Here is a 15,769-nt window from a genome sequence, read left to right as displayed (position 1 = left end):
CTAAAGCCGCTCCCACAGAGTCCCTGCCGATTCAATGAGTTATGTGTAGTTCTATGAGAGCCCGGCTTGCCGGCGGCAGGGCCGGTACAGGCAAAAAAAATCGCGGATCAGACGCCCTTCCCTCTGGTGCGCAGTTACAGAGGGAAGGCCGCCCGGCCCGCGATAAAGTCCTCGCTCGTCAATCCTTCTTGCGGTAACCCTCGACGATCGCCGAGAAGTCCTTGCCACCCTCGCCGCGCAGGCTCATGGCCTGGTACAGCTGCTGGGCCACGGCCCCCAGGATCACCGGTTGATGTGCCTGGCGTGCTGCCTCGGTGGCCAGCCCCAGGTCCTTGAGCATCAGCTCGGCGCCAAAGCCACCGGTATAGCCACGCGAGGCCGGCGCGGTTTCGATGATGCCCGGCCACGGGTTGTAGGTGTCCGAGCTCCAGCAACGCCCGGTCGAACTGTTGATGATGCCGGCCAGCACCTTGGTGTCGATGCCCAGCGCGTTGCCCAGGGCCATGGCCTCGGACACGCCGATCATCGAGATGCCCAGCAGCAGGTTGTTGCAGATCTTGGCGATCTGCCCGGTGCCGACTTCACCGCAGTGCACGATGTTGCGGCCCATCTGCTCCAGTACCGGCTTGAGGGTGGCGAACAACTCGGCGCTGGCACCCACCATGAAGGTCAGGGTGCCTGCCGCCGCGCCGCCAGTGCCACCGGACACCGGCGCATCACCCATGTCCACGCCCTTGGCCGCTGCGGCCTTGGACACATCACGCGCAGTCTGCGGGTCGATGGTGCTGCAATCCACGGTCGGCGTGCCCGGGCGAATGCCTGCCAGCACACCGTCTTCGTTCAGGTACACGCTGCGCACATGCGCAGCAGCCGGCAGCATGGTGATCACCAGCTCGCTGTTGGCCGCCGCGTCCTTGGGCGAGGGGCTGACCTGCCCGCCCAGTTCTGCCAGCTCGGCCAGCACGACCTTGTTCAGGTCGAACAGGTTCAGTTGGTGCCCGGCCTTGATCAGGTTGCGGGCCATGGGTGCGCCCATGTTGCCGAGGCCGATGAATGCGATACGCATGACTGTCTCCTTAACGCAGGCTGATGGTGGTGTTCACACCGTCATTGACACTGTCGTCATCGAACCAGCGGGCGGTGACGGTCTTGGTCTGAGTGTAGAACTGCACCACTTGCTTGCCGTACGGGCCGAGGTCGCCGAGCTTGGAGCCACGCGAGCCGGTGAAGCTGAAGAACGGTACCGGTACCGGGATCGGGATGTTGATACCGACCTGGCCAATGTCGATTTCGCTCTGGAACTTGCGTGCTGCCGCGCCGCTCTGGGTGAACAGGCCGGTGCCGTTGCCGAACGGGTTGGCGTTGACCAGGGCGATGGCCTCATCGAGGGTATCGACCTCCAGGGTCACCAGCACCGGGCCGAAGATTTCCTGGGTGTAAACCTGCATGTCGGTCTTCACGCCCGAGAACAGGGTCGGGCCGACGAAATTGCCTTGCTCGTAACCTGGCACCTTGACGTCACGGCCGTCGAGCTCCAGCTTGGCGCCTTCCTTGATACCGCTTTCGATCAGGCCCAGCACACGCTCCTTGGCGCGCTTGGAAACCACCGGGCCGACATCGGTGCCTGGCTCGCAGCCGGCACTGACCTTGAGCTTGCTGGCCGCTTCCTTGATATCCGGCAGCCATTCGCGGGCCTTGCCCACCAGCACCGCCACCGAGGTGGCCATGCAGCGCTGGCCCGCCGCGCCGAAGGCGGCACCGACCAGGGCGTTGACGGTTTGCGTGCGGTTGGCATCGGGCAGCACCACCGCGTGGTTCTTGGCGCCCATCATCGACTGCACGCGCTTGCCGTGCTGGCTGCCCAGGTTGTACACGTGGGTGCCCACTTCGGTGGAGCCGACGAAGGAAATCGCCTTGATGTCCTGGTGGGTGCAAATGGCATCCACCACCTGCTTGCCGCCGTGCACCACGTTGAGCACGCCGGCCGGTATGCCGGCTTCCAGCGCCAGCTCGACCAGCAGCATGGTCGACAGCGGGTCCTGCTCGGACGGCTTGAGCACGAAGGTATTGCCGCAGACGATGGCCATGGGGAACATCCACAGCGGGATCATCGCCGGGAAGTTGAACGGGGTGATGCCGGCGCACACGCCGATCGGCTGGCGCAGGGTGTAGGTATCGACGCCGCCGGCAACGTTCTCGGCGAATTCGCCCATCTGCAGGGTGCCGATGGAGGCGGCGTGCTCGACCACTTCCAGGCCGCGGAAGATATCGCCTTCGGCGTCGGCCAGGGTCTTGCCCTGCTCGGCACTGAGGACCTGGGCGATGCGTTTGGTGTGTTCGCGGATCAGCGCCTGCAGCTTGAGCATGATGCGCATGCGCGCGCCGATCGGCGTGTTACGCCAGGTCTGGAAGGCGCGGTGGGCAGCGGCGACGGCTGCGTCGACTTCTTCGACGGTGGCGAACGGTACGCGCGCCAGCACTTCTTGGGTAGCCGGGTTGACGATGTCGCGCCATTCGGTGGTCTTGGACTCGACCCATTGGCCGTCGATCAGCAGCTTGACCTGCTCGATTTTGGTCTGGTTAGGGGATTGCGGTGCGTTCATCTGCGTTCTCCTTGGAATTATTGTCGGGACGAGATCGCCATTGCCGGGCAAACGCGAGGTGGCGTCCTGAGGCTTGTTTCGAGTATAGATGTGCAAACATCCAACAAGAACGCACAAAAAAACCGGATCATCATGCAAAAAGACCTCACATCCCTGAGTGCACTCAACTGGGACGACCTGAAGTTCTTCCTTGAAGTGGCGCGTACCCGCAAGGCCAGCAGCGCCGCCAAGCGCCTGAACGTGGACTACACCACGGTGTCGAGGCGCATCAGCTCGCTGGAGGGGGCACTGGGCACCTTGCTGTTCGAGAAATCCCGGACCAACGGCTTTGTCCTCACCGCCGAGGGCCAACGCCTGCTGAGTTATGCCGAGTCGATCGAGAGCACGCTGCACATGGCTTGCGAGCAGGTGTCGGGGTCAGGCGTGGCGTTGTCGGGGCACGTGCGCATGGGCTGCACCGAAGGCTTCGGCAGCTTCTTCGTCACCCCGCAGCTAAGCCACTTTGTCGATGCCTACCCGGCGATTTCGGTGGATATCCTGCCGCTGCCGCACTTCATCAGCCTGTCCAAACGCGAGGCGGACATCGTCATCGCCCTGGAGCGGCCGGAACACGGCCCTTATGTATGTTGCAAGCTGTGCGACTACCGCTTGCGGCTGTACGCGACCCAGGACTACCTGGACAACCACGCACCGATCAACCAGATCGCGGACCTGGCCAGGCACCCGTTCATCAGTTACGTGGACGACCTGGCGTTCAGTTCGGAGCTGCTGTACCTGGCCAACCTGATCCCCAGCGCCAGCGCGCATTTGCGCAGTACCAGCGTGATTGCGCAGTACACGGCAGCGTTGCAGGGGCGTGGGCTGGCGATCTTGCCGTGCTTCCTGGCCGCGCAGGACCCGCGGCTGGTGACGGTGTTGCCGGAAGAGATCGAGGTGACGCGGCAGTTCTGGATGTATTGCCGGGAGGATTTGCGCAAGTTGAAGCGGATTACCCTGCTTTGGGATTACATCCGAGGGGTGACGGAGGCGAATGCGCCGTTGTTGATGGGCGAGACCCGAGAGATGCGCTTTGCTCAGGAATGAGGGGGCTGCTGCGTAGCCATCGCCGGCAAGCCAGCTCCCCACAAGGTCTGCGCCGGACTCAAGGCATGCGCAGGACCTGTAGGAGCGGGCGTGCCCGCGAACACCGGCGCAGCCGGTGCCAGGCACCGAGTCGCCTGCTTCGCGGGCAAGCCCGTTCCACGCGGATGTGCTGGCCTGTGAGGCTGCGGTCAGTAGGAAGCCACCACAATGGACACGCGCCGGTTCTCGGTACGCCCGGCGCTGGTGCGGTTGTCCGCCACCGGCTGGCTACTGCCAAGGCCACGGGACTGGATGTTCTGCGCCTGCATGCCTACCTCGACCAGCGCCTTGGCCACGCTCTGCGCGCGGCGCTCTGAGAGTTGCTGGTTATACGCCGCCTTGCCCGACGAATCGGCATGCCCGTCCACCCGCACGCCCTGGATGCCAACGCTGAGTAGCGCCTTGCCAATGCGCTCGACGATCGCCTGGCTCTGGCTGTTGAGGCTGTCCAGATCGCTGCCGAACAGCACCTTGCCGGACAAGTCGTAGGCCCATCCTTCGTCGGTCGGGGTAAAACCTTCACGCTTGAGCACGGCAATCTGTTCGGCCGTCAGGCCTTTGGGTGGCGTGCTCTGGCAACCGGTCAGTGCCAGCACGGCGAGCAGCAATGCCCAAAGGGGGAAACGCAAAGCCTGTATCACGGGTTCAACTCCTGTTGTTGTTTTCACCGGCGGACTGTTCCGTCTGCGCCACTTGCCAATGGCCACGGCGTTTGCGCTTGGCCTGGTACATCGCTGCATCGGCAGCATTCAGAAGACTGGCGGGGTCAGCGCCGTCATCCGGGTAATAGGCAATACCGACACTCAACGAGGTGGCGATACTGCGGCCACTGTCCAGCTGCACCGGCAACTTCATGCTGGCAACGATCTTCTCGGCAATGTCCTCGGCGTCCTGGCGCGACTGCAAAGGCGTCAGCAGCACGGCGAACTCGTCGCCACCCAGGCGCGCCACCAGGTCGTGCTCGCGCAACTGGGCGCGCACGCGGTCGGCCACGCTGATCAGCACTTCGTCGCCCACCGCATGGCCGAGGGTGTCGTTGATCTGCTTGAAGTGGTCGCTGTCGAGAAACAGCAGCGCCAGGTGGTCCTGCTTCCGTTCTGCATTGCGCACGCTGCGGCTCAGGCGCCCCTCGAAGAAGGCGCGGTTGGGCAGGCCGGTCAGGCTGTCATGGCTGGCCTGGTGGGCCAGGGTCTGGTTTTCGTTTTGCAGGTGGCTGTGCCAAACCTCCAGCTCGTCCAGCAGGGCATTGAAGTCATTGCCCAGTTCGTTGAGCTCGGCAATCGGCGCTTCCGGCACGCGCCGGTCGAAACTGCGCTCGCGGCGGGCGGCGTGAGCAACACTGGCCAGGCCGCGCAGCGGGCGGACGATATCACTGAGCAGACGCCGCGACAGGTATTGGGCAGCCAAGGCGCTGAGCACCGTGCAGAACAGGATGCCGGCCAGTCCACTGAGCAGGAACAGCAACAGGCTTCGCCCCTGGCCGACCAGTTCGATGCGCCCGACCTGCTGTTGCTGGTGCGTAATCGGCAGATTGACCGGTTCATCCAGCAAGGCGGTGGCAACCTGCGCCTCCAGCCGCGCGAGCACGCCGGTATCGCTGCGCTGCCAATGCGCCAGTTGCTCGCCTTCGTTATTGAAGACCCTGGCTTCGGCCACTTCCTCGGCACTGGCGATCAGCGCCAGCGATTCATTGGCCGCAGCGCTGTCGTCAAACACCACCGCCGCTTCCACGGTGTAGCTGATCGAGCGGGCGATCAGCTGCAGGTTGTCGTTGGCGTAAACACGCAGGGCGAGCACGCCCAGCAGGGTCAGGGAAATACCGGCCAGGCCCACGGCGAGCAAGGCGACGCTGAGGTGGCCACGGCCCAGCACCGAACGCAGGGTCGGGCGCACGCCGCGCTTACGGGTCGGCTTCATGGCTGACCTGCCCGGCGCCGCGACAATTGCAGCACGCTGGGGTGGATGCGCACGCCGGAACGTGCCACCGAGTCGAGGTTGACTTCGAAGGCTACCTGCTGGTCGCTGACCCGCAAGCAGAACAGGCTGCCGACCGTGCACGGGTCGTCTGCCTCGCTGATGCTCAGCACCGGGTAGCCACTGACGCGCTCGAACAGCCGGTCGCGCTGGCCTTGGTCGAGCTTGCCGATGTAGATGGCGTCGCAGGCCTGGGCGACCTGGCTATCGTCTGCCAGCAGACGCCGCACCTGCAGCGGTCGGCCGGACTCCTGCACATGGTCTTTGATCAGGTCATCGGCGTATTCGGTCGGGCCGACCAGGCACAGGCGCAAAGGCGAGGGTTCGACGGGCCAGCGGGCATAGCTGAAGATGCCCAGCACCACCTGGGTGACGGCCTTGGCCCGTTGCTGCGCCTGGGCGGCAGTCATGGCGGGGTCTGCCTGGGCCGGGCCTGCGGAAAGGAACAGGGCGGCCAGCAATAGCGAAAGCGCACAGCTCATCACTCGCCTGGCGGCCATGTTCATGTGGGAAATCTCTTAAGGCCCTTTCCAATATCGGCGCAACGATAGCACATGGCCGCATGCTTGTATGAAAGGCGCGGAGCTAATGCGATCCCTGTGGGAGCGGGCGTGCCCGCGAAGCAGGCACCACGGTGGTTGGCACGGGCTGCGCCCGTGTTCGCGGGCGCGCCCGCTCCCACAGAGGATCTCCTTTTGGCTCACTACAGGGCTAAACCTGCTCCAGCATCAACCCGGAAATACGCCGCACCTTGCGCGCAACCGCTTCTTCGAAAATACCCTGGCGAGGCTCGACCAGGCTAAAGCAGTGCTTGGCGCGGGTGATGCCGGTGTATACCAGCTCCTTGGTCAGCACCGGGTTGAGCGCATCCGGTAGCACCAGCGCGGTGTGGCTGAACTCCGAGCCCTGGGACTTGTGCACGGTCATGGCGAATACCGTTTCCACTTCATTCAGCCGGCTGGGCAGGACGAAGCGCACGCCGCCACTGCCGTCGTTACGCGGGAAGGCCACGCGCAGCAGGGGCTCGCCGCGCTCATCCGGCAGGCGCAGGGCAATGCCGATGTCACCGTTCATCAGGCCCAGGCCGTAGTCGTTGCGGGTCACCAGCACCGGGCGCCCTTCGTACCAGGGCTGCTGGCTGTCGATCAGCCCCGCATTGTGCAGCACCCGCGCCACCCGCTCGTTGAGGCCTTCGACACCCCAGGCGCCCCGGCGTACCGCGCACAGCAGCTGGAAGTCCTCGAAGCTGTGCAGCACCTTGCCCGCCCATTGCTCCCACGCGGGGTCGTCAACGGCGGTATCGAGTGCCGGGCGGAAGCGGCCAAGGGTGCGCAGGTAGCTGCGGTAACCCTGCGGGCCGTCGCTGCCGCGGTTGAGGCCGTCGAGCAGCAGGCGGTCGAAGGCACGGTCCTGTTCGTGCTTCAGGGCCAGGCTGTGCACATCGGGCGGCGGTGCGGCCAGCAGGTTGCGTGCCGCGTGGGAGTCCTGACGATTGACCAGCCGGGCCAGTTGGCCAATGCCGCTACCTTCGCCGAAACGCCGCGAAAAGCGCAGCATCACCACCTGCTGGGCCAACGGGTTGCGTTGCTCATCGCCGGCCTTGAGGCCACTGCCCGCCAGCGACTCACCACCGGTCTGTTCCAGCCACGCCTCGGTCGCCGGGGAGTAACAGCCCTCCTCGGCATCCCGACACAGGTCACCCAATACCGCACCGGCCTCGACCGAGGCCAGCTGGTCCTTGTCGCCCAGCAGCACCAGGCGTGCCCGTGGCGGCAGGGCATCGAGCAGGTTGGCCATCATTTCCAGGTCGATCATCGACGCTTCATCGACCACCAGCACGTCCAACGGCAGCGGGTTGCCGGCATGGTGGCGGAAGTGCCGCGAACCGGGGCGGCTGCCGAGCAAGCGGTGCACGGTGCTGACCTCGGTCGGGATTTGCCCGCGCACCTCGGCGCTGACCTGCAGGCGCTCGACCTGCTGGCCAATGGATTCGGTCAGGCGCGCGGCTGCCTTACCGGTCGGCGCGGCCAGGCGAATGCGCAGCGGCCTGCCCTGCTCCACCGCCGGCGCCTGCAGCAAGGCCAAAAGGCGCACCACGGTAGTGGTCTTACCCGTGCCGGGGCCGCCGGTGATGATGCTGAAGCCGGCGCGGGTGGCCAGGGCACAGGCGAGCTTCTGCCAGTCCACCTGGCCAGCCGGCGCACCACCGTCGAACAGCTGCGCCAGGCGGCCAGGCAGGTCGGCTGGAGGCGCTTCGGCCAGGGTCAGGCGCTGGCGCAGGGTATGGTCGATGCGCCGCTCGTAACTCCAGTAACGGCGCAGGTACAGGCGCTCGCCGCTAAGCACCAGAGGCCGCGCCTGCTGGCCAGGGGTATCGCCGGCGGCCACCAGGGGGCTGGCGGCAATGCGCTGGCGCCAGGCGTGCAGGTCGAGGTTGGCCAGCAATTGCGAGGGCAGCAGCAAGGGGCCGGTCAAGGCGTCGCCTTCGGGCGGCAACGACAGGGCGAAATCGGGCTCGGCCAGGGTTTGCTGCAGGTCGAGGCAGACATGGCCGTGGCCCAGCTGGTGACTGGCCAGGGCGGCGGCCAGCAACAGCAGGGGGTCGCTACCAGGGACTCGCTCTTCCAGGAACGATACGAACGCACGGTCCAGGGCACGCAGCCAGCCCCGCTCTACCCAGCGGTCGAGCAGTTGCAGCAGGTCGCCGCTGTCACGCTGTGGCGCCAGTGCGAGCAGGTGCTCGGCGTGCAGCGGGGTGGGCAACAGGTCGACAAGGCTTCGGCTCATATCACGGCTCCGGCAAACAGGTCCTGCTGTGCGGGCGGGTGCTCGCCACGGAACAGCGCATCGAGGCTTTCGATCAGCTCACGCGGTGGCTTGGCGTGGTAAACGCCGTGGCCGCTGCTGCTGGCGCCTCGCAGGAAGATGAACAGGGCGCCGCCGACATGGCGGTCGTAGTCGTAGTCCGGCAGGCGGGCGCGCAACTGGCGGTGCAGGGCCAGCAGGTACAGCACGTACTGCAGGTCGTAGCGATGTTCGAGGATGGCCTTTTCCATGGCCAGGGCATCGTAGGCCTGGATGTCAGGGCCCAGCCAGTTGGACTTGTAGTCGGTCACGTAGTAACGCCCGTCCAGCTCGAAGGCCAGGTCGATGAACCCTTTGAACATGCCATTGAGCACGGTCGGCTGCGCCGCCGGGCGTGCCAGGCCAGGGTGAGTGTGGCGTGCCACCAGGCGATCGAGTTGTTCGGCATCGACCTGGTGGCTGGCGAACCAGAACTCCATTTCTATCTGGTAGTGGCGCAACTGCCCGAGCGTCACGCTGAGGTCGTTGCCCGGCAGCGGCAGCGCTTCGCCCAGCAGGCGCTGCAGCCAGTGGGTCAGGGTGGGAATCCAGCCGGTCCAGTCACGACGGTTGCAGCGCTGGCCAACGGTTCGCTCGATCAGTTGCGCATTGCCGCTGACCTGGCTGAAGCCCTCGCGGCCAACCCATTCCAGCAAGCCATGCAGGAAGGTGCCGGGGTTGGGCCCGCGCGGGAAGCGGTGGATATCGCCACTGTCGGCCGGGACCTCACGCAGCACCTGGGTATCGACCACTTCATCATCCAGTAACTGCTGGGCCTGGGAGCTGTCGGCACCGAGGGTCTGGTCGCCGACGCGCAGGGCACTGTACGAGGCAATCCACCAATGCTCGGCCCCCGCCGCACGGCGCGGCTTGCGAGCAGGCAGCAACTCGCTTTCGGCGTGCGACATGCGATACACCTGTTCATCCGCCTGCGGCAAGCCCGGGCAGCTGATGTGCGGACACGTCGCGGCCAGGGCCTGCAACCAGTCCGTCAGTTGCTGCGAGCCCGGCAAGGCGAGGCCGCCACCCAGCAGGTAGCCGAGCGCCGAGCGGTGCAGTTGCGAGCTCTTCTGGTTGCCACGCTTGAGGTCGGCGACACCCAGCCAGCAGGCATGCTGGGCACGGGTCAGGGCCACGTAGAGCAGGCGCAGGTCTTCGGCCAGGCGCTCGTCGTCGGCACGGTCGATCTGTTCCTGGTCCGGTGTGAGGGTGAGATGGGCGTTGCCCTGGCTATCATGCCAGGCCAGCGGCAGGCGGCTGCCGTCCACCGGCTTGCTGGTGCAGATGAACGGCAGGTAGACCAAGGGGTATTCCAGGCCCTTGGACTTGTGGATGGTCACCACTTTCACCAGCTGCTCGTCACTCTCCAGGCGCAGGATCTGCTCTTCACCGGCCTGCCCGGAACTGGCCAGGTGCTCGGCCAGGTGGCGGATCAGCGCCTGTTCGCCGTCCAGCTCGCCTGCGGCCTGTTGCAGCAACTCGGCCAGGTGCAGCAGGTTGGTCAGCACCCGCTCGCCGTCGCTGCGGCGGATCAGCGTGCGCGGCAGCTGGAAGTCATGCAGCAGGTGCCGCAGCATTGGCAGCACGCCCTGGCGCTGCCAGGTGTCGCGGTAACGCCGAAAACGCATGACCCAGTCTTCCCAGACCCGCTCGTCCTGGTTCAGGCGGTCCAGCGCAGCCAGCGACAGATCGAGGGTGAGGCTGGCCAGGGCGGCCTTGAGCAGGCGCTCCGAGTCGGGCTCGGCGCAGGCCTTGAGCCAGGCCAGCAGGTCGTGGGCTTCCTGGGCGGCGAATACCGAGTCCTTGTCGGAGAGGTACACGCTACGCACCTCGCGCGCGGCCAGCTCGGCGCGGACCATTTGCGCCTCATGGCCATCGCGCACCAGGATGGCGATGTCCGATGGCAGGCACGGGCGCAGTTCGCCATCGGCATTCTGGAAACCAGCCGTGCCCTGCTGGCCACCATTGAGCAAGGCGACGATATGGCTGGCGCAACTGGCTGCCAGTTGCTGGCGGTAAACGCTGCCGGAGACCGGTTCTTCGCTCTGCAGATGCCAGCATTGCAGCGCTGCGCAGGTTTCACCGTCGATCAACAGCTGCTCGCCACGGCCTTTGGCGCGGACCTCGATGAACGGCAGCGGGTTGTCATCGGCCTCGCGGAACAGGAATGCACCGCGCCCTGCCTGACGAGCTTCGGCCTGCAGGAACACCTGATTGACCGCCGCGACCATGGCCTTGCTGGAGCGGTAGTTGGTGTCCAGGCTGTGCAGCCGACCACTAGTGGCACGGCGGGCGGCAAGGTAGGTGTAGATGTCGGCGCCACGGAAGGCATAGATCGCCTGCTTGGGGTCGCCAATCATGAACAGGCCGGTTTCGGCGCGGTTTTCGCTGATCTGGTAGATGCGCTCGAAGATGCCGTACTGCACCGGGTCGGTGTCCTGGAACTCGTCGATCAACGCCACCGGGAACTGTTCGCGAATCAGGCTGGCCAGGCGCTCGCCGGCCTCGCTGGCCAGGGCGTGCTGCAGGCGCAGGAGCATGTCGTCGAAGCCCATTTCCGCACGCCGGCGTTTCTCCACTTCGAAGCGCGCCGATACCCAGTTGGCGGCATGCTCGAGCAATGGGGCATCCGGGCTATCCAGCGCCTGCAACTGCTGCTGCAAGCTCTGCATGGCATAGAGGGCCGGGTGCTCGGGTGGCTCGCCCTTCCAGGCTTCCGCCATGCCCGCCGGGGTCAGGCGGGTGAAGCCGGTGCCCAGGTCGAGCTCCACCAGTTGTTCGTCTGCGGCCCAGGCGCAGAGCTTGTCGAACCAAGGTTCGAAGTAACGGGCCTGCATCTTGCGGCCGTCGACCTGCTTGGCGGCCAGCGCATCACGGCAGATCTGCCGCAATTCCTCGGCCCACTGCGCCCAGGGCGCCTTGAGCCGGGCCAACTGCTCGCCACGCTGCTGCAGCGATGCCTGGATCAGCGCCGCCGGCTCTGGCCCGTCCTGCTGGGCGCGCACGCGACCGAACAGCGGGCGGATCCGCGGCAGCAAGGCGTCGGGGCTGCCCCAGTGGCCACGCACCCAGGCCAGCGCATCGCCTTGCATGCCGTAGCAGAAGCGCCGCCAGTAGTCGCGCATGACCTGACCCAGCAGCTCGCTGTGGTCGGTTTCCAGGGTCTGGGTGAACAGGCTGCCGCTGTCGAAGGCATGTTCGCGCAGCATGCGCTGGCACCAGCCGTGAATGGTCGACACCGCAGCCTCGTCCATCCACTGCACGGCGATTTCCAGGCGGCCGGCACAACGTGGCCAGGCTTCTTCCGGGTAGTCGTCACGCAGTTGGTGCAGCAGCGGGTCGGCCGCGTCCAGCTCGCCACGGAAGAACCGCGCAGCTTCGGCCAGGCGCGCACGGATACGTTCACGCAGTTCCTTGGTGGCGGCGTCGGTGAAGGTCACCACGAGGATTTGCGGTGGTAGCAGCTCGCGGTCGAAGCCCTGCTCGCCACCGTGACCGAGGATCAGGCGCAGGTACAGCGCCGAAATGGTGAAGGTTTTGCCCGTGCCGGCGCTGGCCTCGATCAGCTGGCTGCCATGCAGGGGGAAACTCAGTGCCAGGGGACGGTCCTGGGTCATGCGCCTTTCTCCGGGTTGCCCAGGGTTTGCCACGGGGCGTTGAACAATGGGCGGTACAAGGCTTCGCACCAGCCTTCGAAGGTTTCATCGGCGGTGAGCGCGGCAAAGTCGCGGAACTGGCGGGCCAGGGCGATGCTTTCACTGCGCTCGCCGAAGCTGGTGCGCTCGTCACCTTCGTAGGCGCGGGCTGCAGCAGCCAGGGCTTTGTCGCTATCGTCCTGGGCCAGCCAGGCGAACGCGGTCTTGGCCGCGACCGGCAACGGCGCATTCATCGCCGCCTGGCGGGCCACCAGCAGGTCGCCCAGCAGTTGCGCCGCCTGCGCTTGCGGCAGCGGCGCAAGCAGCAGGGTCAGGTCGCTGGCCACCAACGCGCTGTTATAGGGGTAACCCGCTGCGCAGGCCGCCAGGTGCGTGACCCAGGGCGCAATCAGGCGGTGCCACTTGAGGGCGTTACGCCCGGCGCTGATGGTGTTGGGTACGGTGGTGATGCCGAGCAGGCTCTGGTCATCCGCCTGGAATACCCGGCCCAGCCAGCCTTCAAGACGGTGCGGGCCGTGCTCGAAATGCACCGGCAATGCGCCTTCGACCAGCTGTGGCCAGCGTTGCAATAGCTGGCGGTGGCGTTGCAGCAGGTCTGGCAGGGGCTCGATCAGCTCGCGCTGCAGCAGTTCGCCGAAACCGGCCAGTGGCAGCATGCCGCAGGCCTGCAAGCGCCGAGCCTGGGCCTGCAGGGCCTGTTCGGCATTGTCCGGCTCGGCCAGCGCTGCACCAAGCAGGCTTTCACTGGCGCCGTAGCGTTGCAGGGTGTCGAGGACGAAGGGTTCCTCGTCCGGGGTCGGCGCTTCCAGCGCTTCGAAGTACACCTTCAGACGCTGGCTGAAGAAGTGCCGCACCGGGTGGCGCAGGAAGTCATTCAGCTGGGTCAGGCTCAAGGCCTCATCGTCATGGTAAGGCGGCAGGCCTGGGTCGCCCTGCTCGTCTTCCTGGCCCTGCTGGTGCAGCACCTGCCATTCGTGGGCAAAGCTGAACAGCGGGCTGCCCTTCTGGAAGTAGCGTGGGCTGAACGGTTGCAGCGGGTGCTCCTGGGTCAGTGCGTGCAACAGGTGCTCACCCGGTTGTGCTGGCTGCCCCTGCTCCGCGCCTGCCAGCTGCCAGCCGGCCGCCAGGTGATCGCGCAACTGGCCGATCAGCACCGAGGCCGGGCGTTCGCTGTTGTCGCGGATACTGCGCCCGACCCAGCTGACATACAGCTGGTCGCGTGCCGACAGCAGCGCTTCGAGCAGCAGGTAACGGTCATCCTCACGGCGCGAGCGGTCGCCGGGGCGGTAGTCGCTGGCCATCAGGTCGAAGTCCAGCGGCTGTTGGGCGCGGGGGTAATCGCCATCGTTCATGCCCAGCAGGCAGACCACCCGGAACGGGATGGCGCGCATCGGCATGAGGGTGCAGAAGTTCACCGAGCCGGCGAGGAAGCGCTGGGACAACTTGCCCTGGTCAAGGCCCGACAGCCAGGCTTCACGCACTACGGTCAGCGGCAATGGGTCTTGCAGGCCGACGGCCTCGCACACTTCAAGCCAGCTATCGCGCAGATCCTGCAACTGCATCAGCAGGAACTCGTCGCGCTCGCCCTCGGCCAGGAAAAACACCTGCAGCAAGGCATGCAGGCGCTCGCCCCACTGGCTGACAGTGGCAGGCTCGGACAAGGCCTGGCTGGCCACGTCGAGGGCGTCGAGCAAGGCGACCAGCGGGCCGATCAGTGCCGCATCCAGGCCACCGATTTCATCGTAGGGTTCGATGCCATCACAGGCTTCGCCCACGCCCACGGCATAACCCAGCAGCATGCGCCGCAGGCCGAACCGCCAGCTGTTCTGCTCAAGCCCTGCGGGCAAGCCCAGGCTGGCCCGCTGCTCGGCATTGAGGCCCCAGCGGATGCCGGCCCCCTCGATCCAGCGGTGCAGCGTGGGCAGGTCGTTTTCACGAATGCCGAAACGGGCCCGCACTGCCGGTACGTCCAGCAGGTCGAGCACTTCGCTGACCGCGAAGCGGCTGTCCGGCAGCTTGAGCAGGTGTTCGAGGGCAATCAGCAAGGGTTCGCGGCCACGCTGGCCCTGGTCGGTCAGGGTAAACGGTATGTAACGCAGGTCGTTGCGCTGCAACTGGCCGAATACGGCGCGGATATGCGGCGCGTAGGTGTCGATGGCCGGCAGCATGACGATCACGTCACGTGGGCGCAGGGTAGGGTCGGCACTGAACCGGGCCAGCAGCTGATCGTGGAGGATCTCCACTTCGCGTTGCGGGCTATGGGCGATGTGGAAGCGGATCGAGCGGTCCTTCGCCGGGTCAACTGGATGCCAACGCTCGCGGGTTTCGGCGAGCGGGCGCAGTTCGAGGATATCGTCCTGCAGCTGGTTGAGCAGCGTGGTGGGCGAGCCGTCACTGAACAGGTCGATGCGGCCATCGCTGAACACGCCCTGGTAACTGCCAGGGTCGTCGTAGCTGTCGAGCAGGTTGATGTAGTCGCGGCCTTGCTTGCCCCAGGCGGCCAGCAAGGGATGGGCATGCTGGTGCAGCGACTGGTCGTCCAGCTGCAGGGGCATGCCCTGCTTGCGTTGCTGGCGCTTGTACTGGTGACGCAGCAGGTCCTTGTCGGCAACGATATCGGCCCAGTGGTGGCGACAGGGGTTGTGTACGCACAGCAGCACCTGGCTGAAGCGTGCCAGACCGGCCAGTGCCTCAAGGGCCTGGGCGGGCAGCGAGGAGATGCCGAATACGATCACCCGGGCCGGCAGACCGGCAGGTGCCTGTTCCAGGCTGTTGATCCGTTCGATGAAGCGCTGATGGACCCCGGCGCGGCTCTGCGCCATGCCCTGCTCGCCCACATCCTCCAGCAATGCACGCCATAGCTCGGCCTGCCAGCGGTTGCCCGGGGGCAGCGCCTTGCGCTCGCCGCGAGCGGTGTTGAGGATGTGCTCGCCAGCGGCCCAATCCTTGAGCCAGTCGGCGCGGTAGACCTGATACTGGTCGAACAGGTCGGCCAGCCGCTCGGCGAGCTGGTAGCGCTTGCGCAGGTCGCTGTCGTCGGTGAGGAAGCGCCGCAGCGGCTCGAAATGCGGGCGTTCGATCAAGGCCGGGAGCAGGCGCATCAGGCGCCAGGTCAGCGGTGCCTTGTCGAGCAGGGACACTTCGGGAATTTCGTCACGGCCCAACACGCTGCGGTAAAGCTGCCACATGAAGCTGCCCGGCAGTTGCACGTCGATGGCGGCGGCGATGCCACAGCCGCCCTGGTCATCGTCCTGCGGGTCTTCGGCCAGGGCCAGCTTGAGCCATTGGGCAATGCCATTGCTTTGTACCAGGGCGATTTCGTTTTCCAGCGGCGCCAAGGGGTAGCGACGCATCCAGCTCACCACCAGGCTGCGCAGGTCGTCGAGGCGGTTGCCGTGGACGATCATGAAGCCGGGGTGGAGGTGGGTGGTGTTGGGCATCGGGAGGTCTCTGGCAGGCGCTGGTGGCTGAGGGGGAACGATATCACGCGGATGCCTGAAAGGGCCGAGTGCCATCAGGCTGACGCGATCAGTGTGGGAGCGGGCGAGCCCGCGAAACAGGCGACGCGGT

Annotated in this window: 9 protein-coding genes; 1 reads left to right on the top strand and 8 read right to left on the bottom strand. The window is 66.0% G+C overall.

Annotation, left to right across the window (positions count from 1 at the left end):
* Positions 1–178 precede the first annotated feature (178 nt).
* Both mmsB and M2S36_RS21420 read right to left on the bottom strand, forming a co-directional pair.
* Positions 179–1,066 (bottom strand): 3-hydroxyisobutyrate dehydrogenase, encoded by an 888-nt coding sequence (mmsB, locus tag M2S36_RS21425; protein WP_063913429.1) that lies wholly within the window; start codon positions 1,064–1,066, stop codon positions 179–181.
* Between the two features lie 10 nt (positions 1,067–1,076).
* Positions 1,077–2,603, bottom strand: a complete 1,527-nt coding sequence (locus M2S36_RS21420; protein ID WP_063913430.1) for a CoA-acylating methylmalonate-semialdehyde dehydrogenase — start codon at positions 2,601–2,603, stop codon at positions 1,077–1,079.
* 132 nt (positions 2,604–2,735) lie between these two features.
* Between M2S36_RS21420 and M2S36_RS21415 the strand changes: the two genes are divergently transcribed.
* Positions 2,736–3,686, top strand: coding sequence for a LysR family transcriptional regulator (locus tag M2S36_RS21415; RefSeq protein ID WP_207837876.1), 951 nt, complete (start codon positions 2,736–2,738; stop codon positions 3,684–3,686).
* 188 nt (positions 3,687–3,874) lie between these two features.
* Here M2S36_RS21415 and M2S36_RS21410 read toward each other — a convergent pair whose 3' ends face one another.
* From M2S36_RS21410 to recC, 6 genes are all read right to left on the bottom strand, one after another.
* The gene (locus M2S36_RS21410; protein ID WP_207837879.1) at positions 3,875–4,366 is read right to left on the bottom strand and encodes an OmpA family protein; all 492 of its coding nucleotides are present in this window, start codon (positions 4,364–4,366) and stop codon (positions 3,875–3,877) included.
* Between the two features lie 4 nt (positions 4,367–4,370).
* Positions 4,371–5,642 carry a diguanylate cyclase domain-containing protein gene (locus M2S36_RS21405; protein WP_233687094.1) on the bottom strand — a complete coding sequence of 424 codons (1,272 nt, stop codon included), beginning with the start codon at positions 5,640–5,642 and terminating at the stop codon, positions 4,371–4,373.
* Entirely contained in the window at positions 5,639–6,205 is a 567-nt protein-coding gene (locus tag M2S36_RS21400) for a YfiR family protein (RefSeq protein ID WP_333957809.1), read from the bottom strand. Before M2S36_RS21400 ends, M2S36_RS21405 begins: the two co-directional genes overlap by 4 nt.
* 205 nt (positions 6,206–6,410) lie before the next feature.
* A complete protein-coding gene (gene recD, locus M2S36_RS21395; protein WP_207837890.1) occupies positions 6,411–8,486 on the bottom strand; it encodes an exodeoxyribonuclease V subunit alpha in 2,076 nt (691 codons plus the stop codon).
* Entirely contained in the window at positions 8,483–12,160 is a 3,678-nt protein-coding gene (gene recB / locus M2S36_RS21390; RefSeq protein ID WP_333957808.1) for an exodeoxyribonuclease V subunit beta, read from the bottom strand. The genes recD and recB overlap by 4 nt, the downstream gene beginning before the upstream one ends.
* On the bottom strand, positions 12,157–15,639 hold the full coding sequence (gene recC / locus M2S36_RS21385; protein ID WP_207837894.1) for an exodeoxyribonuclease V subunit gamma: 3,483 nt from the start codon (positions 15,637–15,639) through the stop codon (positions 12,157–12,159). Before recC ends, recB begins: the two co-directional genes overlap by 4 nt.
* Between the last annotated feature and the right edge of the window lie 130 nt (positions 15,640–15,769).

Source organism: Pseudomonas sp. SF2 (assembly GCF_036858055.1).
Classification (GTDB): Bacteria; Pseudomonadota; Gammaproteobacteria; order Pseudomonadales; family Pseudomonadaceae; genus Aquipseudomonas.
Note: the sequence above shows the minus strand (reverse complement) of the source record. Positions and strands in the feature narration are given on the sequence as shown.